Annotated in this window: 17 protein-coding genes; 8 read left to right on the forward strand and 9 right to left on the reverse strand. The window is 36.8% G+C overall.

Translation table 11 applies throughout. The annotated features are described in order from the left end of the window. The first annotated feature begins 2 nt into the window (after positions 1-2). The 5 genes from AC3FI7_RS19230 to AC3FI7_RS19250 all read left to right on the forward strand — a co-directional run bounded on the left by AC3FI7_RS19230 (position 3) and on the right by AC3FI7_RS19250 (position 3,644). Positions 3-698, forward strand: a complete 696-nt coding sequence (locus AC3FI7_RS19230; RefSeq protein ID WP_491460708.1) for a hypothetical protein — start codon at positions 3-5, stop codon at positions 696-698. Further along, a complete protein-coding gene (locus AC3FI7_RS19235) occupies positions 698-1,276 on the forward strand; it encodes a hypothetical protein (protein ID WP_491460709.1) in 579 nt (192 codons plus the stop codon). Before AC3FI7_RS19230 ends, AC3FI7_RS19235 begins: the two co-directional genes overlap by 1 nt. 10 nt (positions 1,277-1,286) lie before the next feature. Further along, positions 1,287-2,549, forward strand: coding sequence for a S8 family peptidase (locus tag AC3FI7_RS19240; protein ID WP_491460710.1), 1,263 nt, complete (start codon positions 1,287-1,289; stop codon positions 2,547-2,549). Then, on the forward strand, positions 2,546-2,749 hold the full coding sequence (locus AC3FI7_RS19245; RefSeq protein WP_142726146.1) for a hypothetical protein: 204 nt from the start codon (positions 2,546-2,548) through the stop codon (positions 2,747-2,749). Before AC3FI7_RS19240 ends, AC3FI7_RS19245 begins: the two co-directional genes overlap by 4 nt. Before the next feature lie 67 nt (positions 2,750-2,816). Beyond that, entirely contained in the window at positions 2,817-3,644 is an 828-nt protein-coding gene (locus tag AC3FI7_RS19250; RefSeq protein ID WP_172617137.1) for an endonuclease/exonuclease/phosphatase family protein, read from the forward strand. A 4-nt stretch (positions 3,645-3,648) separates the two neighbouring features. Here the strand turns inward: AC3FI7_RS19250 and AC3FI7_RS19255 are convergent, their stop codons facing one another. After that, positions 3,649-4,335 (reverse strand): response regulator transcription factor, encoded by a 687-nt coding sequence (locus AC3FI7_RS19255; RefSeq protein ID WP_142726145.1) that lies wholly within the window; start codon positions 4,333-4,335, stop codon positions 3,649-3,651. Further along, positions 4,325-5,638, reverse strand: a complete 1,314-nt coding sequence (locus AC3FI7_RS19260; RefSeq protein WP_491460711.1) for a sensor histidine kinase — start codon at positions 5,636-5,638, stop codon at positions 4,325-4,327. The genes AC3FI7_RS19255 and AC3FI7_RS19260 overlap by 11 nt, the downstream gene beginning before the upstream one ends. 115 nt (positions 5,639-5,753) lie before the next feature. Here AC3FI7_RS19260 and AC3FI7_RS19265 point away from each other — a divergent pair, with 115 nt between their 5' ends. The 3 genes from AC3FI7_RS19265 to AC3FI7_RS19275 all read left to right on the forward strand — a co-directional run bounded on the left by AC3FI7_RS19265 (position 5,754) and on the right by AC3FI7_RS19275 (position 11,103). Beyond that, on the forward strand, positions 5,754-6,587 hold the full coding sequence (locus AC3FI7_RS19265) for a GLPGLI family protein (protein WP_491460712.1): 834 nt from the start codon (positions 5,754-5,756) through the stop codon (positions 6,585-6,587). Positions 6,588-6,760: 173 nt separating this feature from the next. Beyond that, entirely contained in the window at positions 6,761-9,130 is a 2,370-nt protein-coding gene (locus tag AC3FI7_RS19270; protein ID WP_491460713.1) for an outer membrane beta-barrel protein, read from the forward strand. A 107-nt stretch (positions 9,131-9,237) separates the two neighbouring features. Beyond that, entirely contained in the window at positions 9,238-11,103 is a 1,866-nt protein-coding gene (locus AC3FI7_RS19275; RefSeq protein WP_142726142.1) for a M1 family metallopeptidase, read from the forward strand. A gap of 38 nt (positions 11,104-11,141) precedes the next feature. On the opposite strand, the gene AC3FI7_RS19280 is transcribed toward AC3FI7_RS19275, so the two are convergent. The 7 genes from AC3FI7_RS19280 to clpB form a co-directional block, all read right to left on the reverse strand. Beyond that, positions 11,142-12,554 carry a phosphatase PAP2 family protein gene (locus AC3FI7_RS19280; RefSeq protein WP_491460714.1) on the reverse strand — a complete coding sequence of 471 codons (1,413 nt, stop codon included), beginning with the start codon at positions 12,552-12,554 and terminating at the stop codon, positions 11,142-11,144. Positions 12,555-12,662: 108 nt separating this feature from the next. Then, complete coding sequence (locus AC3FI7_RS19285) at positions 12,663-13,676, reverse strand: zinc metalloprotease (protein WP_142726140.1); 1,014 nt, start codon at positions 13,674-13,676, stop codon at positions 12,663-12,665. A 377-nt stretch (positions 13,677-14,053) separates the two neighbouring features. After that, positions 14,054-15,058, reverse strand: a complete 1,005-nt coding sequence (locus tag AC3FI7_RS19290; RefSeq protein WP_291905235.1) for a zinc metalloprotease — start codon at positions 15,056-15,058, stop codon at positions 14,054-14,056. A gap of 246 nt (positions 15,059-15,304) precedes the next feature. Beyond that, the gene (locus tag AC3FI7_RS19295; protein ID WP_142726138.1) at positions 15,305-15,946 is read right to left on the reverse strand and encodes a response regulator transcription factor; all 642 of its coding nucleotides are present in this window, start codon (positions 15,944-15,946) and stop codon (positions 15,305-15,307) included. Next, positions 15,943-16,674: a sensor histidine kinase gene (locus tag AC3FI7_RS19300; RefSeq protein WP_491462102.1), complete on the reverse strand. Its 732-nt coding sequence runs from the start codon at positions 16,672-16,674 to the stop codon at positions 15,943-15,945. Before AC3FI7_RS19300 ends, AC3FI7_RS19295 begins: the two co-directional genes overlap by 4 nt. Positions 16,675-17,384: 710 nt before the next feature. Then, positions 17,385-17,918 (reverse strand): hypothetical protein, encoded by a 534-nt coding sequence (locus AC3FI7_RS19305; RefSeq protein ID WP_142726135.1) that lies wholly within the window; start codon positions 17,916-17,918, stop codon positions 17,385-17,387. 233 nt (positions 17,919-18,151) lie between these two features. Further along, positions 18,152-20,746 (reverse strand): ATP-dependent chaperone ClpB, encoded by a 2,595-nt coding sequence (clpB, locus tag AC3FI7_RS19310; RefSeq protein ID WP_142726134.1) that lies wholly within the window; start codon positions 20,744-20,746, stop codon positions 18,152-18,154. Positions 20,747-20,794 lie beyond the last annotated feature (48 nt).

Consider the following 20,794-nt stretch of genomic DNA (forward strand, 5'->3'; position numbering starts at 1 on the left):
AAATGATAAAATTATCAGATTACCTGGATTATCTCAACAATGAGATAATTCAGGCTCGTAAAAAAGCTGACGAGAATGCTGTTCTTATTGCCAAAGAATATGCCCGTCATGAGTACCTTAAGTATTTCAAGGTTCCACGCTATGCTCTGCCCAGTGTAAAGATGGATATTCCGATTAAGATCACAGACATAGATTCTGACCCCAAATATAATTTTAAACTGAATCAGGATCAATTTGTTGCCGAAATAAATGAGAGAATCCGTCTGGTAAATAAAGAAAAAAGCCTGAATATTTCTGAAATCAGCAAAAGGCAGCTTCAAACCGAAGAATTCAAAGCGCTTTTCAGCAAACTGGAAAAAAATGATCAGAAATTCGGTAAAATTCCTTCTAATGAAGTCCTCAAACTGGATCTCAGAAAAAAAGTTCAGCTTCTTAATTCCGGAATCTTCAGACCTCAGGAAGGAACAGCAGAAGAAACTGATGAACTGAAAGAAATTTTTTCAAAAGTGTTGCTGAATAAATATACATTGGTGAACGCAAAGCTGAACAATATTTACATAGATCCCAATACAAGCGCTGCGGAAGATAAAGATAAACTGTTTATCAATCTTCATGTGGAAATGGAAGAAGAGGGAATCAGGATTGTCTCCTACAAAGATAAAGACGGCAATGAAATAGAACAGATAACATTTGAGTAATGCAGGAACTTATTCACTTTACGGTACAGAAAATTAAAGAACTTCTGCAGCATTTCAACGAAGTTCAGGCGTTGTACCTGTCGAAATCCTTTGACTTTGATGCCCGTTTTGATGTATTTCTTAACGAAATGCTGGAGTATTTTCGGACCAAAGGAAACACGAGCCACGAATCTGAAGTTTTGAAGATTATGAATATGATTGCTACCGTCAAAAGAGGATTTAATCCCATTAAAATGGAGAAAATACTGACTGGGAGGAGAGAAATTCTCGGAGGATTTTCATTCAACGGAATGGAAAGCATTTATGCAATTCTGACGGAAATATACACCAGGGAAAATAAGAAGCTTGAAGAGGCGGAAGAACTTATTTCGGGAATCATTGTATCCCTCTATCAGAACGGAATTCTTGATGATGAAAAACTGAAAGAAATGAATTCTGTTCCTAAAATTGAACGTTTCTGGACTTCACTGGCTGAACAGAATACAGCGATATCCGGAATTAATAAGAAACTCAGACTGACCATTATTCCTGAAGATATTTTCCTTATCCTGGAAAAAATATTTCTGAAGTTAATTTAAAAATAACATTATGGAAACCGGAAGATATATTGTCCTTCTGAAAGATCAGCAGAAGGCATCGCTCAAAAAAATAGAGAAGGAACTTGAAGTAAGCATTACTTCTTCAGAATTTCTTTCCAAAGAAAACCGTTCCTATGAAGTCATTGATCAGGATAACGGCGTGCTTTACAAAAATCTTGGAGTTCTTGTAGTGGATCATATGGATGAAGAACAACTGAAAAGCGCTGTTAAAGATGAATCCAATTCTATTGTTTATTATGAAAAAGAACGGGAGTTTTTTCCTGCTGATGAGCTGCAGTTAATCAACGAACTTAAAAAACAATCTGCCGGACTTGCTGAGAAAATTTCAGAGCTTGAAAAATACATTACCAGCAAGCCTCTCCCTCAAAAATCGTTCGTTGAGATGGAATGGGGATTACAGGCTATTGGTTTGGAAAATACGCATTACACAGGAAAAGGAATTGATGTCTGCATTCTTGATACAGGGCTTGACACATCCCATCCGGATTTTGTTTCTGAAGCAGTTGAAGGTAAATCTTTCATAGATGGTGAAGACTGGAACAGGGATCCCAACGGACATGGTACCCACTGTGCGGGAGTTGCCACCGGAAACTTAAGAAGTGACACCGGCAAACGCTATGGAATCGCTAAGGACTGTAATCTGAAGATCGCTAAAGTATTGGCAGATAACGGAAGAGGCACGACCAGCAGTGTAATTGATGCGATAGACTGGGCAATTACGAAAAAATTCAGAATATTGTCTCTGTCACTGGCTTGTCCGGTGAAGCTTGATGACAAGCCTTCCGTTCTTTTTGAAACCATTGGAGAAAGAGCATTGGAAAATAACTGTCTTATTATAGCAGCAGCGGGAAACGACAGCAACAGACCACAGATTCCCCAGCCAGTTTCAATGCCTGCCAATTCAAAATCGATTATGGCTGTAGGAGCTATTGACAGCCAGATGAAGATCGCAAAATTTTCAAATGCAGGGCTTAACCCGTCTACCGGAGGAAGTATCAATGTCTGTGCTCCCGGAGTGGATATTGTAAGCGCCTATCCTAAAAATGCAAAGAACAAAAACAATTTTTATTATACCATGAGCGGTACCAGTATGGCTGCACCACATGTTTCAGGTCTTGCAGCCTTATATATGGAGCAGTTTCCTGAAAAATCAGCCAAAGAAATCTGGGAGCTTATTGAACATAAAGCAAGGCCTATCGAAGGTATAAAATACAGAGATATAGGAAACGGTTTAATACAGGTATACCTATGAAAACTTATCTGGCAGTTTTAAAAAAAGATATCAATTTAAAAAAGCTTGAAGCGCTTCTTAAAAGTAAAGAGATCAAACTTGCGGCCCATTATAAAACCATTGGCGTTGTGAAACTCGAAAGTGCATTGCCGGTTTCTGAAACTGAATTTCAGGCATATTTTATATCTGTAGAAGAAGAAAAAGATAATTTAACAATATAATCATATAAATCAGGCTTCTCTGTCAAAGAGAAGTTTTATTTTTGTTTTCTTATTGATAACATAACATATGAATTTCAGATTTTCAATGGTGTTTCTGATGCTTTTTGCATTGGGATTTTCACAGGACCTTACCGTAATGAGTTTTAACATCAGGCTGAACGTAGAGTCAGATAAAGACAATGCCTGGCCGAAGAGAAAGCAGGACGTTGCAGATTTACTTACCTATTATCATCCTGATTATTTCGGGGTACAGGAAGCACTTCCTGAGCAGATGAAAGATATTAAAACAGGATTAAAGAATTATGATTATATAGGAGTAGGAAGAGACGACGGTAAAGAAAAAGGGGAGTTTTCAGCCATCTTTTATGATACCAACAGACTGGATGTTGTAAAATCAGGAACATTCTGGTTGTCTGAAACACCTGAGAAACCTTCAAAAGGATGGGATGCCGCATTGAACCGAATCTGTACCTATGCTGTATTGAAAGATAAAAAATCGAAGAAAGAGTTCCTTGCAATGAATCTTCATTTCGATCATATTGGAAATGTGGCAAGAGTGAAATCTTCTGAATTGATCCTGAAAAAGATCAGAGAGCTCAATCCAAAGAACCTTCCGGTGACACTGAGCGGAGATTTTAATCTGACAGATGATTCAGAACCGATTAAAATTCTTTCCCAGAACATGAAAGATACTTTCTACCATTCTGAAACCAAACATTATGGCCCTGTAGGAACTTTTACAGCTTTTGATGTTAATACAGTTCCGAAAGACAGGATCGATTATATTTTTACCCAAGGCTTTAAAATAAGATCTCACCGGCATATCAATGACAGAAGAGAAAATCTTCTGTACCCGTCAGACCATTTCCCGGTGATTGTACATCTGTCGCTATAAAAAATCACTTGATTGGAAAATCAACTTCAAATCCAATTCCTCTAAGGGATTGGATTTTTATTTGGGGATCACTGTTGAAGTACTTACGCAGCCTGCTGATGAATACATCAAGACTCCTTCCGGTAAAATAATCATTGGTTTCCCAAAGATTGTCCAGTATATCATCCCTTGTAATAATAGATCGGTTGTGCTTTAGAAGATACAGCAGTAATTCCTGTTCCCGTATGGTCAGGCGGTTGTTTCCGTTAGGATGTGATAACAGAAGTTTGGTTGTATCCAGAGAAAATTCTCCTATTTTTATTTGGGTTTCTGCAACACCAGGAAGACTTCTCTTCAGAATATTTTTGATCCGTAAAACGAGCTCTTCAGGATCGCAGGGTTTGGCAATATAATCATCAGCGCCTATTTTCAACCCGGTCAGACGGTCTATTTTTTGGTTTTTGGCTGTTAAAAACAACAATGGGAAATTATTTTTTTTATTCAAAATCATCTTTGCCAGTGAGAAACCATCTATATTCGGCATCATCACATCCAGAATTCCTATATGAAAAGGAAAATCAGTGTGAAGTAATGGAATGACATCTTCCGGATTCTGAAACCAGCTGACTTCAAAATCTTCCAGTTCAAGATACTGCCTAAGGATCAATCCAAAATCCGGATCATCCTCTGCCAAAAGGATTTTAGTTTTCATAAGGAATTGATATTTTAAAAGTACTGCCTGTATGAAGCTGGCTGGAAACATTAATCTTTCCACCGTAATGAGCAATGATTTTTTTTACGAAATAAAGCCCTAATCCAAGCCCCTTGCTGTTGTGAATGTTTTTGTGCTGTATTCTGTAGAATTTTTCAAAAATATTATTGAGTTCTTTCTTTTCTATGCCCTGACCATTGTCAGAAACCTCGATTTCCAGATGTTGGAAATTTGACTTAAGATTTATTACAACAACAGAAGCACCATATTTTACACTGTTTTCACACAGGTTTTTAATCACCGTTTCCATCAGGTTTTTATCAAAAGGAAGTTTTTGTGAAATTTTGTTTTCAGGTTTAAAATCAATATCAGGATAGGTAACCGCAAGATCCTGAATGAAAAAATCCCAGTCTTTAGGTTGGATTTCGACTGCTTCGTCTGGTATTTCGTCCTTATGAAGCTGAAACATCAGGCTTTCAAGACGGGAAATCTGACGGTCAATAAGGGGAAGCGTTTCCGGATTCCATTCTTTTTTTAGAGCTTTTGATGCTATTTTTAAAGTAGCGATAGGGGTTTTAAACTCGTGTGAAATATTATCCACAATGTTGTGGAGAACTTCTACCTGTTTCTGCTGGGCAGCTAGATTTTTAACTGTAAAAATATACAGGATCAGAACAAAGGATAAAATTGCAATACAAGACAGGAAAAGCAATGCCTGCTCTTTGAAAACAATACTTTTAATATTTAATATTTCAATACTGGTTTTACTTCTTACCATGAAAACATTATCTTTTCTGGTCTCACGATTGACTTTTGAAGTGGAAGTTGTTTCCCATTTTCCCCGGCTTAAAATTTCAGGATTTATTATTTTGTTTTTCGTTTCATACAGTATAATGGGTTTGTCCAGAAGATTGACATTGTCCGGCATGAAAGAAATAGACAAGTATTCTATTTTTACGGCAATTCTATATCCTTCTTTTATAAACATACTGTCAACATGATTACTGAATATTTCAACCGTTTGTTTTCTGTTTTCTTCGAAAAAATTCAGAAAATCTTTTTTACTGATTTCCTTATTGTTGTAACGGATGAAAAAGGATTGTAAAGAATCATCGTCAGTTTTTTTTGCGCCGCCGTTATCTTCCAGTTCATCAGTATAATCTCTGAGAGGAGACTGTATTGCCCTGTAGATTTCTCTCTCTTTCACCTGATAGGTTTTATACATAAAGTAAACCTGTATTCCCAGTAAAAGCAGGAACAGAGCAGCAAAAACCGGAATCAGAATTTTACTCTTGGCGATCATCGAAACAAAGATAAAGCTTTAACATTTTATTGAAATAGTATTTTTATCATTAACCTTTTATTAACCTGATGATTAGTGTGCTTTTTGGTAATTTTAAAAAAATAAATATGATGTAATGAAAAAGGTATTCATTTTTCTTGTTCTGTTACTTGGGATGGGGATCAAAGCCCAGACCCATCGCTTTATATATGAACTTCAATACAGGCCCGATCCTAAAGATACCAATTATGAAAAAGAAGAAATGGTACTGGATATCAATCCGGAGGAAGTGAAATTTTATGAATTTGCATTTTTGGTAAACGATTCTCTGAATATCCTTTATGGAGGGATGTCTTCTCAGCATACCAGCCAGTCCGGACAGACTATTATCCGGAAAAAGGGTTCCAATAAAAATAAAAATTTTGTTCAGATTATGATGATGCCCTATTATTATGTTTTTGAAACGGAAGATAATATTCCGTGGAAAATAGCGGCTGATACCAAAAAGATCAATAATTATAATTTGCAAAAAGCGACTGCTGTATTTGGAGGAAGAAACTGGACTGCCTGGTTTACTCCGGATATCAATATTCCTGAAGGGCCTTATAAATTTAGAGGATTGCCAGGATTGGTACTGTATGTAGAGGATGATAAGAAAGACTTTATATATTCTTTCTCCAGAAATATGAACCTCTCCAAAATATATGATACAACAGGTTTTCTCGAAAAGCATTATTCATTGTCTCCTATTGCCATTGACTTTAAGAAATGGGTGAAACTGAATCTGGAGTTTTATAATGATCCTTATGCCAGAATGAGAACTGAATTTCAGCCAGACTGGAATGTACGCATTAATGGGCAGCAGATCAAAAGTAAAGACGAGTTTGCGGGTTTGACCAGACAAACGCAGATTAATATAAAAAGATATTATAATCCTATAGAACTGGATAAAATAATCCCTTATCCATAAAAACATATTCCATTGATTTTAAAACCTGAATTTCCGAATTCAGGTTTTATTATTTTGAAGAAAAGGGATTAACCTATCATTAACCCATCGTTAACCGAAAATCTCCCATTCAATACAGAATTTTGTCCCATAGAACAAAACAATGATTTTGTTGATAGGATAAAAAAATAGCTATGTATAAAATTCTTTTTTTTCTTTGTTTTCCGGTTTTGATTCTTGCCCAGAAAACAATACTTAGAGGAACAGTTGTAAACACTGAAAATGAAAAGCTGTCATCAATAAAGCTGGAAGTGTATGATATTCAGAATACATTAATCAAAGAATTAAAAACGGACGGGAATGGGAAGTTTGTGCTGGAAGATATGACAGATCAGGATGTAAAGCTGATAATTAAAAACCAGGGATATTCTTTATTTGAGAAAAAAATTAATCTCAAAGAGGCTGAACCGTTGAATATTATTCTTAAAAAGGAATCTCAGGAAATTGAAGGAGTGGTAATGACCAAGCGTAAACCTCTGGTGAAAAGAAAAGTTGACCGCTTGGAATTTAATGTGGAAAACAGTAATATTTCATCACTTAATGCCTGGGAAATTCTAAAAAATACGCCAAGTGTCACAATAAATAACAGTGTATTGAGTGTAAAGGGAAGTACCGGAATTCTGGTGACAATTAATGACAAAAAAGTAATGCTGACGGGGGATGAGCTCAGAAATCTTCTGGAAAATACGCAAGGGGATGAGGTGAAGTCGATAGAAGTGATTACCAATCCGCCTGCAAAATATGAAGCGTCAGGAAGTGCTGTACTGAATATCGTCCTGAAGAAAAATAAAATTGAAGGGTACCGCGGAATTCTCTCCTCCAAATATATACAGACACAATATGCGAAAGGTGTCTTTGGGATTTCCCAATATTATAAAAAGAATAAACTTTCTCTTATGGGAAGCTATTATAGAGGATTGGGGACATACTACCGGGAAGGAACAGATTATGTGAACTACCCGGAAAGTCAAACCCGATGGATCAGTACGATGAACAGGAAGGATAAAAACAATAACCAGAATACCCTGAATTTTAATGCGGAATATGAATTGGACAGCCTGACCAATATTAGCCTCAACTACTCAGGGTATTTTTCTCCAAAATCCTTCGGGGTCTACAATGTGCCTACGTTAATCTATAATCAGCAGGATATCGTAGAATCCAATTATACCACGATCAATGATCACCGTTCACGTTCCATCAATAACGCCGTAAGTTTTCAGATAGACCGTAAGTTGAATAAGAAAAGCAGCCTTGCCTGGATCAATTATTTTACAGGTAACAATGCAGATAAATATCAGAATGTGATAACCTATCTGAACTTCGCAGGACAGGTTCCAAAAGAAGATAATTTTATTACAAAGAATAAAGCAGATGTCCAACTGTATTCCACTCAATTCGATTATCAGTGGAAAGGAGATCAACTGGAGCTGGAATCTGGAGCAAAGTACAGTTTTGTAAAGACAAACAGTAAGCTTGATTTCTCAGATAACGAGAATGGAGAATTGCAATACAGACCGGAAAAGAGCAGTGTTTTTGATTATAAAGAACATAATTTTGCCCTGTACTCTTCATTAGCCTACAATATTGGAAAGTGGAATTTCAAAGGAGGCCTCCGTGCAGAAATGACAGATCTTGAAGGGGTGGTTTCTGAGCCCTATGAGTTGAATGAAAACAATTACTGGAAGTTCTTTCCTACTTTTTATGTACAGTATACCACAGAAAATAAGCAGGAATTCGGATTTTCTTATGGGAAAAGAATCAGCAGACCTTCCTATTCATGGCTGAACCCTGCAAAATCTTATTATAATCTTTTTTCATATTATCAGGGGGATCCAAAGTTGAAAGCTACCATTACACACAATCTGAACCTTACCTATTCCTGGAAAGAGTGGAATGTGGATTTATATTACCGGAAAGAAATCTATCCATCCATGGAAATTTCATACCAGGAACCCAATACCAGCAGTTTGATCTATTATTTTACCAATATTGAGAAAGGAGAAGCTTTTGGATTAAGTTTATACAAAAACTTTCAGGTCAAACCATGGTGGAATATTATCGTGTCTGAAAATCTTGAGCATAATGAGAATTATTTCAAAGGAATCGATGGAGTAATCTATAAAAACAAAGTCTGGAACTTAGCATCCAATATCTCAACGAGTTTTACACTCGATAAAAACAGTGATTGGAAAATGGAAATCGGACACCGCTATTATTCTCCGGGGATACAGGGAACTTTCAGGATCTCAGAATCTTCTGCAACATATCTGGTGGTCAATAAAAAATTTTTTAACAGAAAATTGGAAGCGAGCCTTTTGTTTAGTGATATTTTTAAAACCTCACAGGAAAAAATAAGTACAAAATATGCCAATCAGGATAATTATTTTATAGATTATCGGGATACCCAAAGTTTTACAGTTTCTTTGAAATTTAATTTTGGAAACCAGTCTGTGAAAAATGCAAAAACAATACAGAAAACTGCAGAACAGGAAAGATTGTAGCTGAATTTAATATAAGAATCACTACAATAAAATATTATTATATAAGAAATGATCTACTGATATCAGATTTTCGCTATTTTTGATGCCAATCTTTAAAAAAGATCGTTATGAAGAAAATTTTTTCCATGATGTTGGTAGCAGTTTCTTTACTGCAATTATCAGCACAGGAATTGTATATGCCGAGGAATATCAAAAAAGCATACGAAAGAGGAACACGTGATATCTCCGGTGCGCCGGGTAAAAATTACTGGCAGAACAAAGGAGTGTATAATGTAGAGGTAAAAGTAGATGCCAGTACAAAAATAGTTTCCGGAAAAGAAACAATTGTCTATACCAATAACAGTCCTGATAGCCTGAATGAGCTGGCCATACGTTTTGTGAATAACCTTCATAAACCACAATCGCCCAGGTCCGGATTTGTATCTAAAGATTTCCTGTCTTCAGGACTTAAGATTAAATCTTTCATCGTAAACGGAGCAAAATATGATATCAACAGTGATAATTGGAGTACGGTTGAAAAAGTAAAATTAAAAACAGCTTTAAAATCCAAATCCAAAGCTGAGGTTAAAATAGAATGGGAATATCCGTTATCAGTACAGAGTGGAAGAGAAGGTCAGATTGATCCTGAAACATTCTATGTAGCCTATTCTTTTCCGAGAATTTCCGTATATGACGATTATAACGGATGGGATATGATTCAGCACTCAGACAGGCAGGAGTTCTATAACGATTTCAATGATTACAGTTTTGCCATTACAGCCCCAAAGAATTATGTGGTGTGGGCAACCGGAGATTTTCTCAATCCGGAAGCAGTACTTCAGTCGGAATATTTAAAAAGATATAAAGCTTCATTAAAGAGTGATAAAGTGATGCACATCGCTACAGAACAGGAAATGAAGTCAGGAAAAGTGACCAGGCCCAATAAATGGAATGTATGGAAATTTAAGGCCAGCCATATCACAGATTTCTGTTTTGCACTGAGTAATCATTATGTGTGGGATGCAGCAAGTGTTCAGCTGAAGACAAAGAGAGCAAGTGTTCAGGCAGGGTATAAGTCCGGTGCGAAAGATTTTGAACATTATGTAGACTGGATGCGTTATAACTTAGATTGGTTTTCTAAAAACTGGCCTGGCGTAGAATATCCTTACAACGTCATGACAGCTATTCAGGGATATGCAGATATGGAGTATCCGATGATGATCAATGATACCAGTATTCCTGATGATCTTCAGGATGCAAGATTGACTGCAGATCATGAAATTGCCCATACCTACTTCCCTTTCTATATGGGAATCAATGAAACTAGATATGCATTTATGGATGAAGGCTGGGCGACCACGCTTGAATATCTTATAGGAACTGATGAAAACGGAGAAGCTGCTGCTAAAGAATTTTATAAAAACTTCCGTGTTAAAAAATGGATTAATGATCCATCTGCCGAACAGGATCAGCCGGTGATTACAATGAGTACTCAGGTGAGTGGTGCCGGGTACGGAAACAATTCCTATGTGAAAGCATCTTTATCCTACCTGGCTTTGAAAGATTATCTGGGAGATGAGCTTTTCAAAAAAGCATTACATCATTATATGGACAACTGGAATGGGAAGCATCCGGTTCCATGGGATTATTTCAACTCGATGAATACCGGATCAGGTAAAAATCTGAATTGGTTCTTCCAAAACTGGTTTTATACCAATAACTATATTGATTTAAAAGTTGCAGGAGCTTCCCAGATGAATGATATGCTTACGATAAATGTTGTGAATGTGGGTGGATTTGCCATTCCGTTTGATGCTATATTATCTTATGAGGATGGAACTACAGAAAAACTGCATTTTTCACCTTCTGTCTGGGAAAAAGATCAGAAGATGACCGATCTGGTGATTCCAATTAAGAAGAAAATAAAAACGGTACAGCTGGACGGAGATCTGTTTATGGATTATACACCGGAAAACAACCGTAAAAATTTATAAAAGTAAAGCCTTCAGATCATTTCTGAAGGCTTTATATTTTAAAAATAAGCAGTTAATCTTAACCCCAACGTAATATAACTGATTTTTTCTTTTGCGATCAGATGGTTGAGTTCCTGATCCAGCTCAGCACTTTCTTTAATCTCATCGCTGAAATGATAACGTATGGTAGAGTTGATCTGATTATAGTCTGTATAGAAAGTAAGACCCAATCCCGGATTGAACTTATAAGTCATGGAAGCTCCCGTATTCCAGCGGAAAGCAGGCTTAGGCTTGTATTTGGCAATCTGAAGCTCATGATTGGGAGCATCTACATTCTCTCCCTTTACGAATACTTTTCCACTTGCAGTGGCAGCATAACCTCCTGTTAATTTTAACGTGAGCTGCCATTTATCTGATAATTCATGAGAAAAATAAGGCCCAATACCCGCAGAAAGGAAGCCCATAGATTGGGTTTTAATTTCATGATCCCCAAAATCCTGTCCGTCATCAAAGGTTATTCTCTGAGACTTAATAGGGAAGCTGCTGAAACTGACATCTGCACCCACTCCCCATTTTTTTGAAAAGAAGTAAGCACCTTCCAACCCACCTTCAAAACCGGTCTGCTTTTTATCGTCCAATTCAGATTCTTTCAGGAAGTTAGTGGTTCCTAATGCTGTACCCATTTTTAATGCTAAAAAGGATGGATAATCATTTCCCTGTATTCTGGATAAAAGACTTAAATTATCCCCTTTGTTTTTATAAATCCTGTCAATAAAAAAATAGCCGAGTTCTGTTGATATAATTCCGATACCGGCACCCGCAAGAATATCAGGAACCCAGTGTCTGTTATTTAAGTTCCTTCCGAGTCCTGTAAGGGTGGCAGAACCATATCCTGCAATACTGTAAGCTGGGTTTACCATCCCGTATTCCTTATGCAGAAAACTGGCATTGGTGAAAGCCATAGCAGCATGGCCTGAGGGGAAGGAATTGTTTTTGGAGCCATCTGGTCTTTCAACTTTCGCCGTATATTTTATAGAATTGACCAGAATGGCCATGATAACCAAACTTGTACCATAAGATAAGGTAGCTCTTCCTATATTATTCCGCCCTTTTACGCCGGCGAGCTTCAATCCATAAACAGTGACAGCAGGAGCATACTGAAGATAATCATCATATTTTACCTTAAAATTGGGAAGATATCGGTTCCTGACTTCACGGATATTCTCTTTTTCTCCCCATGTTGCAGCTGCAGCAGTAAAAAGAATAGCAGGAGCCACTGATTTTTTTACCCATTCCTTTTGGAAAAATGGAGTTCTGCTCTGAAATAGGCAGCCGGAAGAATTGATAAGAGCAATATCTTCTTTGAGATTTCTGGCTTGGATAGTATCCTGTGTTTTAATTTTGATGCTATCCTGAGCTTTAATACAGGATAGGTGCAATAGTATTCCTGATGCTAATGCTATTTTTTTCATCTTAGTAAGTGGTGAGTTAAAATCGCGTAAAAATATAAAAAAAATCTATCTCAAAAATTGAGATAGACTATTTTAATATTTTTATAATATTCTGACTGAGACTGTTGATTATCTTAATCCGGATCTAGGTCCTGACGCTGATACTACAGCCTGCATTCTCGTTTTTTGATTGGCAGAGAACATAAACATGGCTTTGTCATCCACGTAATCCATATAATTCATGAACATCTGAGAGCGGCTCACGCCTCCACAGGCTCTGTTCAGAGGATAAGTAGGAGTTCCGTAATTAGGGCCTGGCGAAACTGGAGTATCATTAGAGTAATCAGTCTGGCAGCCTGCATCAGAAGATCCCCAAAGGTGTGGAAGATTGAGGTAATGTCCCACTTCATGCGTTACAGTTCTTCCTAAGTTGAACGGAGCTGAAGCACCGGTTTTTCCTATATACTGATAGCCTATTACAAGTCCGTCATACCATTGTCCTGCATTTTCAGGATAATAAGCATAGCCTAAAGTTCCGGGTTGCCCATTTTCGTCAAGAATTGAATTGACAACCCATATGTTCATATTTTTAGTCACATCAGTTGCGTCAATGCCCCCTGTGCTTGCTTTTTTCATCTCCTCAAGATCAGATCTCCAGCCTGTTTTTGAGCTTTGTTTTCGGTTGGTAGCAACCAGTTTAAAGCGGATTTTTACATCCCCTGCTGCTGAAGGTTGAAAAGCAGAAGGAATTTTAGTAACATCGGAATTGGTACCACCATAGTCAGCATTGAGTACAGCAATCTGTTCTGCAATTCTTGTATCAGAGATGTTTTGAGCAGAAGTGTTGTAAATGACATTAAAAACTACCGGGATCTCAACCGTTCCATCTGCCAGAACTTTTCCCAGTTTAAGATTTTCAGCAAATTTTTCGGTTCCGAATTCGATGTCAGCTACTTTTTGTTTGAGTGCAGGGTTTTTCAGAAACATTGCCTGTCTGATTTCTTCCGATGGGCAGCTCCTTTTCAGGGCACTTGGAACAGAAGGTTCCTGATCCGGAGAAGTCTCATTTTGATTGTTTAAGCTGTCAGAGTTACAAGCCGACATGAAGCCCAGGACCAGGGCTCCCAATAAGAATTTTTTCATATCGTTATAATATAATTTGGTTGTGGCTGTGAAATTATATTATTTATAATTGATATGCAAGTTATTTTATGAAATAATTATCAATTGTGTGATATATGTTTCATTTGTTTAAGTATATCTTAATTGAAATTATATTTTATTGAATTTTAATCAATTTTGATTAATTCTTTTATGTTTCTAACTTAAGTCTGTTTTTAAATGTAAATATTTTTTTATTTTATTTAATTTAAAGAATATTTTTTATAATAATCTGATACTATATGATCTTTACAAGGGATAGACATTATAATTTTCATTACTGTTCTTAGCAGGGAGAAATAGGATAAAAAAAATCTATCCCAAATCTGGGATAGATCTAAAATATTTAAAGATTATTTTTAATACACTCTCAATCCGGATCTTGCACCAGATGATGCTACAACAGACTGCATTCTTGTTTTTTGTCCTGCAGAGAACATAAACATGGCTGCGTCATCTACATAGTCCATGTAGTTCATGAACATGACAGATCTTTGTACACCGCTGCACGTATTGTATAATGGATAAGAAGGTTTTCCATAATTAGCACTAGTTTGTGTTGGAGTATCACTTACCAGGTCATTTCCGCAGTTAGCATCTCCCCAGATATGTCTTAAGTTTAAATAGTGGCCTACTTCATGGGTTGCGGTTCTTCCCAGGTTGAAAGGTGATGAAGCTCCTGTTTTTCCGAAATATGGAGCCCCGATTACTACCCCGTCATTCCACAATCCTGCCGATTCAGGGAAAGTGGCATATCCAAGAATGGTCTGCCCCTGGCTGGTCATTTTACCGACTACCCAGATGTTTAAATAATTGGTAGGGTTTGTTGCATCAATTCCTCCTTTGGAGGCTTTTTTCATATCATCATTGGTTGCCCAGCTTGTTTTTGTGGTGGATTTTCTAACGGTATTTACCAATCTGAATTTTACTTTCGTATCACCAGATTTTACGGTCTGGAATTCAGTTGGGATTTTAGTGGCATCACTATTGGATCCTGAGTAGTCAGCATTCAATACTGCAATTTGCTCAGCAATTCTTGCATCGGAAACGTTTTCAGCAGTTGTTCTGTATAAAACATTTACAATAACGGGAATTTCTACACTGCCATCAGCAAGAACTTTACCTACTTTTAAATCATTGGCAAATTTCTCTGTATTGATTTCTAATGCGGCAAATCTTTGTTGAAGTTCCGGATTTTTTTTCAAAGCTTCCTGTCTGATTTCTTCAGATGCACAGCCTCTTTGCATCAGATTGGCAGAAGTTGCAGGCTCATCAGCGGGATTTTCTGTTTGATTGGAAATGTTGTCACTGTTACATGCAGTCATTACACCGAGCATAAGAGCTCCGAATAGTAGTTTTTTCATATCGTATAATTTTGGTTGAGGCTGTTAAATTATACTTTTTAAAAATGATGTGCAAATGATTTTTGAAAATATTTAAATAATTGATATCTTTTAATAGTTTTAAATGATTATAATTTAAGATTAATTTAAAAATATTGTATTTTAGTTAATTTAAACAAAATGATTTCTTCAATTCATTTTTTAATTATTTTAAATTAATACTTTTCGTTTAAATTTATTTTTCAATTAATTTTTTTATGATAAAACTTAATTTGCAAATCCGTTTTTAATAGCGAAAACTGCCAGGCCAACACGGGTTTTCAGATCCAGTTTTTCACAGAGCTGATCGCGGTAGCTTTCCACTGTTCTCGGACTGCAGCACATTCTGTCTGCAATTTCTTTATAACTGAGTTCGGTCACAGTATATTTCAGGAACTCTTTTTCTCTGTCAGAAATTTTTACTGTGATTTCAGATTCTGTTTCTTTATTAAGATTGGTAAAAATAATTTTGGATGCCCAGTCCGGATAAAAGAAACCGTCACTATTCAGTCGGGTAAGAGCCGTTTCCAGATCTCTTGGATGAGTGTTTTTTAAAAGATAGCCTTTTGCCCCGCTTTTAATCATCTTAATCACGCTGTTATCATCTCCCTGCATGCTGAGAGCCATAATTTTAATATCAGGATGATTTTTTGTAAGCCAGGCTGCAGTTTCAAAACCGTCCATAATCGGCATACTGATGTCCAAAAGAATGATATCCGGAATGGGGTGGCCGCCTTCAAATTTTTCGATGAGATCTTTTCCGTTTTCACAGACATAGATCACTTCAAATTCACTGAAATTACCGATAATACCTTCCAGGGCTTTTGCAATAAGTATATGGTCGTCAACGATTACAATAGTTTTTTTCATGACTGTTTTTTTAAGGTAATATTAAGTTGGGTTCCTCTATTTTCATGGCTTTCCATACAAAAACTGGCTCCTATGATTTCAGCCCTGTTTTTCATATTGGTAAGACCTATTCCGTTGGATTTGATCTGTGAAGTATCAAACCCGATTCCGTCATCACGGATATCGAGTTCCCAAAGGATATCCTCAGAGGTATTCAGGGTGATAAAAATATTTTTACAGCGGGCGTGTTTTATACTGTTCTGAATGAACTCCTGTGTAATTCTGAGCAGCATATTTTTATGAACAAATCCTAAATCCAGCTGCTTAAAGTTGTGTTCAAAACTGACGGTACACTTCTTAAAGGAATTGGTATTGTCTACTTCTTCCTGTATCAAAGTTACAATTTCCTTTTGGTTGATATTGTCATCTGTCAGAGTTTTTGAAAGGCTGCGGAGATCCTGCAGAGACTGATTGATGATCTGGGAAACCTGATCTATTCTTTCGCTCGCTTCCGGGACTTTATTTTCATAAAGCATCTGCTGAACATACAGACTCACAAGAGTAAGTTTTTGGCCAATATTATCATGCAGTTCCCGGCCGATCTGCTGCATAGTGGCCTGCTGGATTTCCAATTGGGTAGCCAGAAGCTCTCTCTGATGAAGTTCATTTTTCATCTCGATCTCGTTCAGGTATTCTTTTTTGCGCTGTCTGTAATTCCGTATATAAATAATTACGGCGATTACAAACATCAAAAAAAAGATGTTGAATGAAATAATAGTTATTAAGAGCTCTGTTTTCCCCATATGAATGAACTTGCAAATAAAATATACATCACAGCTCCTGAAACCTGAAAATAAGCAAAATATAAATCCCAAATATTTCTATACTGCCATAGGAGAGACATGAAAGTCATGAAAGGAAGAGTTCCTATATAAAAAAGTGTGACACCTAAATTAATATAAAACATCTTATTGGTGCTGAATTTTAAAATCTCCGATGAATTTACCTGCTTATAATATTCCATGATAACAAGAATCATTAAAAATAAACAGCCGAAAGTATAATTAAAAGAAAAAACAATCTTATTATCCGGAAAGAATAAAAGGCTGGGGATATATGATAGAAGATGTGTGGCAGAAAATGTATAAAACAGTTTTGTTTTTTTTAATGATTTTTTTGCATACAACCAATAAAAGAAGATAAATTGTAAGGGCATTACAAAGTAATTGTAAAACAGTACTCTATTAATGTGAAGAGGTTTCTCACCCCATTTTACAGCAGATTCGCATAGAAAAATAGTGATAAGATATAATGCGAAATATTTCCAATATTGTTTTTTTACACGGTTAAAATAAATGATGGATGTTAAGGCTGCAATTCCTTCACCGGTGTACATGATTTGTAAAAAAAACTTTTGGAATTCAGTCATTGGTTTAATATGAATGCTTTAAAATGAAGATTAGTAAGTTTCCGAAATAGAATTTCCAGGTGGGATCAATGTTCCCAAATTTTCTCCAAGACCAGTGTCGTCATCATCATCTCCCAATCCTTTTCCATTGCGTGCATTTAACGCTAAAGATTTTCCTTCGGTATTTTGAAAAGGATTGAAATCATAATCAATAAGCTCTCCTGTTTCATTGGCTCTTTTCAATGTTGGGATTAGTACTAATGTATGTTTTTCAGCATATTCTGTTGGGACAGGATGTGATTGCATGATAGACCAGTTTTCTTGCTTCGGATAGGCGGAATAATAAAATCTGATTCCTAAATCTTCTGCAGATGCTGCTGGATTTACTTTGGCTGCTTCTTCTTCAATCTTTGCAATGAAATTTTTTAATTTTGGAAGGTCAAACCAGATAGAATGAGCATCTTGCATTCCTAAAGCAGTATTAATAGCTGTTAGATGATTTTGACGGTAATTGTCGATCAGAGTCTGGATAAGACTGTTTGACATTATTCCAGGTTGTAATGGGTTGTTTGATTCTGTATTCATAACTTAGTGGTTTACGGATAAAACTCAATTAATATGCAAATCTCGGAAAAAATATGGTAGAATAAGTATTGGTGAACAGGGAATTATACTGTTATTTTTACCGGGATTTTACGGATTGTATATATTAGCAAAAGCTTATAGAAATTTTGCATGAATGACAATATAAAAAATAAGTGCTGCAGATTACTCTACAGCACTTATTCACAAAAATAATGTATATGAAAAAAACTATTTTATTGTTCAGTAGGTCTGAAAACCAATCCTGTTTCTACAAAATAATCCAGGGTGATTCTGTCTCCGTCATTTACTTTTCCTGCAAGAATCTCTTTAGATAATTTATTTAATACTTCCTGCTGGATTACCCTTTTTAATGGTCTTGCTCCGAAAGCAGGATCATAACCTTTGTCCATCAGGTAATCTACTGCATCCTGGGTGAAGGTCATAATGATGTTACGTTTCGCCAGCATTTCATTAAATCCTCTCAGCTGGTACTGAACGATTTTTCCGATTTCTTTTTTTCTTAAAGGCTGGAACAGTACAATTTCATCAATCCTGTTCAGAAATTCCGGACGAAGGGTCTGTTTCAAAAGATCAAAGACTTCTTCTTTTGTTTTATCCACAATTTCATCCTGATTTTCCTCCGTAAGGTTTTCAAAATTTTCCTGAATCAGGTGCGAGCCTAAATTCGAGGTCATTATAATAATTGAATTCTTGAAATTAACCACACGTCCTTTATTGTCAGTCAGACGCCCGTCATCCAAAACCTGAAGCAGAGTGTTGAAAACATCAGGGTGTGCTTTTTCGATCTCGTCCAAAAGCACAACGGAATAAGGTCTTCTTCTTACTGCTTCGGTCAACTGTCCGCCTTCATCATATCCTACATATCCCGGAGGCGCTCCTACCAATCTGGAAACACTGTGACGTTCCTGATATTCACTCATATCAATTCTGGTCATATTGTTTTCATCATCAAATAAGAATTCAGCCAATGCTTTTGCCAGCTCAGTTTTACCAACCCCTGTTGTTCCCAGGAATAAGAAAGATCCGATTGGTTTTTTATCATCACTTAATCCGGCCCTGTTTCTTCTGATTGCATCTGCAACGGCCTGGATCGCTTCGTCCTGTCCTACCACTCTGTGGTGCAGCTCGGTTTCCAGATGTAATAGTTTATCTCTTTCAGACTGTAGCAATTTAGTTACCGGAATACCCGTCCATTTTGCAATAACCTCAGAGATATTTTCTGCAGTTACCTCTTCTTTGATCAGTTCGTTCTGATGATTCTGCATTTCCAGCTCCACCTTGCTGAGCTCTTCTTCCTTTTCACGAAGTTTTCCGTACTGGATCTCCGCTACTTTGGCATAATCTCCGGCTCTGGAAGCTCTTTCAGCTTCCAATTTCAGAGACTCAATATCTTTTTTGATCTGGGTAAGATCTTCACTTTTCTGTTTTTCTTTCAGCCATTTGGCGTTGATCTCGTTTCTCTGTTCAGATATTTTGGCAATATCTTCTTTAAGGTGATCAATCTTGGTCTGGTTGCCTTCTCTTGAAATAGCGGCCAATTCAATCTCCATCTGCATCAGTTTTCTGTCCAGTACGTCCAGTTCTTCAGGCTTGGAATTGATTTCCATTCTCAGTTTTGCTGAAGCCTCATCAATAAGGTCGATAGCTTTATCCGGTAAGAAACGGTCTGAAATATATCTTTGAGACATTTCCACAGCAGCAATAATTGCCTCATCTTTAATTCTTACTTTATGGTGGGCCTCGTATTTATCTTTGATACCACGAAGGATAGAAATAGCAGATTCTGTATCCGGTTCTTCCACCATTACTTTCTGAAAACGTCTTTCCAGCGCTTTGTCTTTTTCAAAATACTTTTGATATTCATTTAAAGTTGTTGCTCCGATGGCTCTCAATTCTCCTCTTGCCAAAGCAGGTTTTAAGATATTGGCAGCATCCATTGCTCCTTCACCGCCTCCGGCTCCAACCAAGGTGTGAATCTCGTCGATGAAAAGAATAATCTGACCATCTGATTTGATGACTTCGTTCACAACCGATTTCAGACGTTCTTCAAATTCACCCTTATATTTTGCTCCGGCGATCAAAGCTCCCATATCCAATGAATATAATGTTTTGTCCATCAGGTTTTCAGGAACGTCACCACTGATAATTCTATGAGCAATTCCTTCAGCAATCGCTGTTTTACCAACACCGGGTTCTCCGATAAGAATTGGGTTGTTTTTTGTTCTTCTGGAAAGGATCTGTAAAACCCTTCTGATTTCTTCATCGCGTCCGATTACAGGATCCAGTTTGCCCTCTGCGGCTAATTCATTAAAGTTTTTAGCATATTTGTTTAAGGACTGATAGGTTTCTTCTGAGCTTGCAGAAGTCGCTTTGCTTCCTTTTCTTAATTCTTTGATAGCGCCTTCCAGCAGATTTTTGGTTACTCCCATATCCTTCAGCATTTTAGATACTTCAGAAGTGGTTTCCAAAAGTGCCAGCCATAAATGTTCAATCGTTACATACTCATCACCCATCTTTTTGGCAATATTGGGGGCATCCAACAATACTTTGTTGGCTGATTGTGAAAGATAAATGTTTCCTCCCTGTACTTTTGGAAGTTTTTCTAAATTTTCACGATTGCGTTCTCTTACTAAGGTTGCATCTGCTTCAGATTTTTTTAATAAGAAAGGCGAAATATTTTCATCTACCTGAAAAATTCCTTCAAGAAGATGCTGCGGCTCGATGCTTTGGTTGCCAAATTCCATTGCAACCTGTTGTGCTGCCTGGATGGCTTCCTGTGATTTTACAGTATATTGGTTTAAGTTCATATTTTATATATTTTTGGTAATGATTCGTTCAAAGTTCAGTTTTTAAAA

The sequence above is a fragment of the Chryseobacterium sp. TQ-BC-N36 genome (assembly GCF_058382295.1).

Bases quoted from the DNA above. Each gene is read 5' to 3' on its own strand.
- AC3FI7_RS19245 (WP_142726146.1), top strand. From the start codon at position 2,546: ATGAAAACTTATCTGGCAGTTTTAAAAAAAGATATCAATTTAAAAAAG.
- AC3FI7_RS19265 (WP_491460712.1), top strand. From the start codon at position 5,754: ATGAAAAAGGTATTCATTTTTCTTGTTCTGTTACTTGGGATGGGGATC.
- AC3FI7_RS19285 (WP_142726140.1), bottom strand. From the start codon at position 13,676: ATGAAAAAATTCTTATTGGGAGCCCTGGTCCTGGGCTTCATGTCGGCT.
- AC3FI7_RS19275 (WP_142726142.1), top strand. From the start codon at position 9,238: ATGAAGAAAATTTTTTCCATGATGTTGGTAGCAGTTTCTTTACTGCAA.
- AC3FI7_RS19240 (WP_491460710.1), top strand. From the start codon at position 1,287: ATGGAAACCGGAAGATATATTGTCCTTCTGAAAGATCAGCAGAAGGCA.
- AC3FI7_RS19235 (WP_491460709.1), top strand. From the start codon at position 698: ATGCAGGAACTTATTCACTTTACGGTACAGAAAATTAAAGAACTTCTG.
- AC3FI7_RS19280 (WP_491460714.1), bottom strand. From the start codon at position 12,554: ATGAAAAAAATAGCATTAGCATCAGGAATACTATTGCACCTATCCTGT.
- AC3FI7_RS19305 (WP_142726135.1), bottom strand. From the start codon at position 17,918: ATGAATACAGAATCAAACAACCCATTACAACCTGGAATAATGTCAAAC.
- AC3FI7_RS19295 (WP_142726138.1), bottom strand. From the start codon at position 15,946: ATGAAAAAAACTATTGTAATCGTTGACGACCATATACTTATTGCAAAA.
- AC3FI7_RS19270 (WP_491460713.1), top strand. From the start codon at position 6,761: ATGTATAAAATTCTTTTTTTTCTTTGTTTTCCGGTTTTGATTCTTGCC.
- AC3FI7_RS19230 (WP_491460708.1), top strand. From the start codon at position 3: ATGATAAAATTATCAGATTACCTGGATTATCTCAACAATGAGATAATT.
- AC3FI7_RS19255 (WP_142726145.1), bottom strand. From the start codon at position 4,335: ATGAAAACTAAAATCCTTTTGGCAGAGGATGATCCGGATTTTGGATTG.
- clpB (WP_142726134.1), bottom strand. From the start codon at position 20,746: ATGAACTTAAACCAATATACTGTAAAATCACAGGAAGCCATCCAGGCA.
- AC3FI7_RS19250 (WP_172617137.1), top strand. From the start codon at position 2,817: ATGAATTTCAGATTTTCAATGGTGTTTCTGATGCTTTTTGCATTGGGA.
- AC3FI7_RS19260 (WP_491460711.1), bottom strand. From the start codon at position 5,638: ATGATCGCCAAGAGTAAAATTCTGATTCCGGTTTTTGCTGCTCTGTTC.
- AC3FI7_RS19300 (WP_491462102.1), bottom strand. From the start codon at position 16,674: ATGTTTGTAATCGCCGTAATTATTTATATACGGAATTACAGACAGCGC.
- AC3FI7_RS19290 (WP_291905235.1), bottom strand. From the start codon at position 15,058: ATGAAAAAACTACTATTCGGAGCTCTTATGCTCGGTGTAATGACTGCA.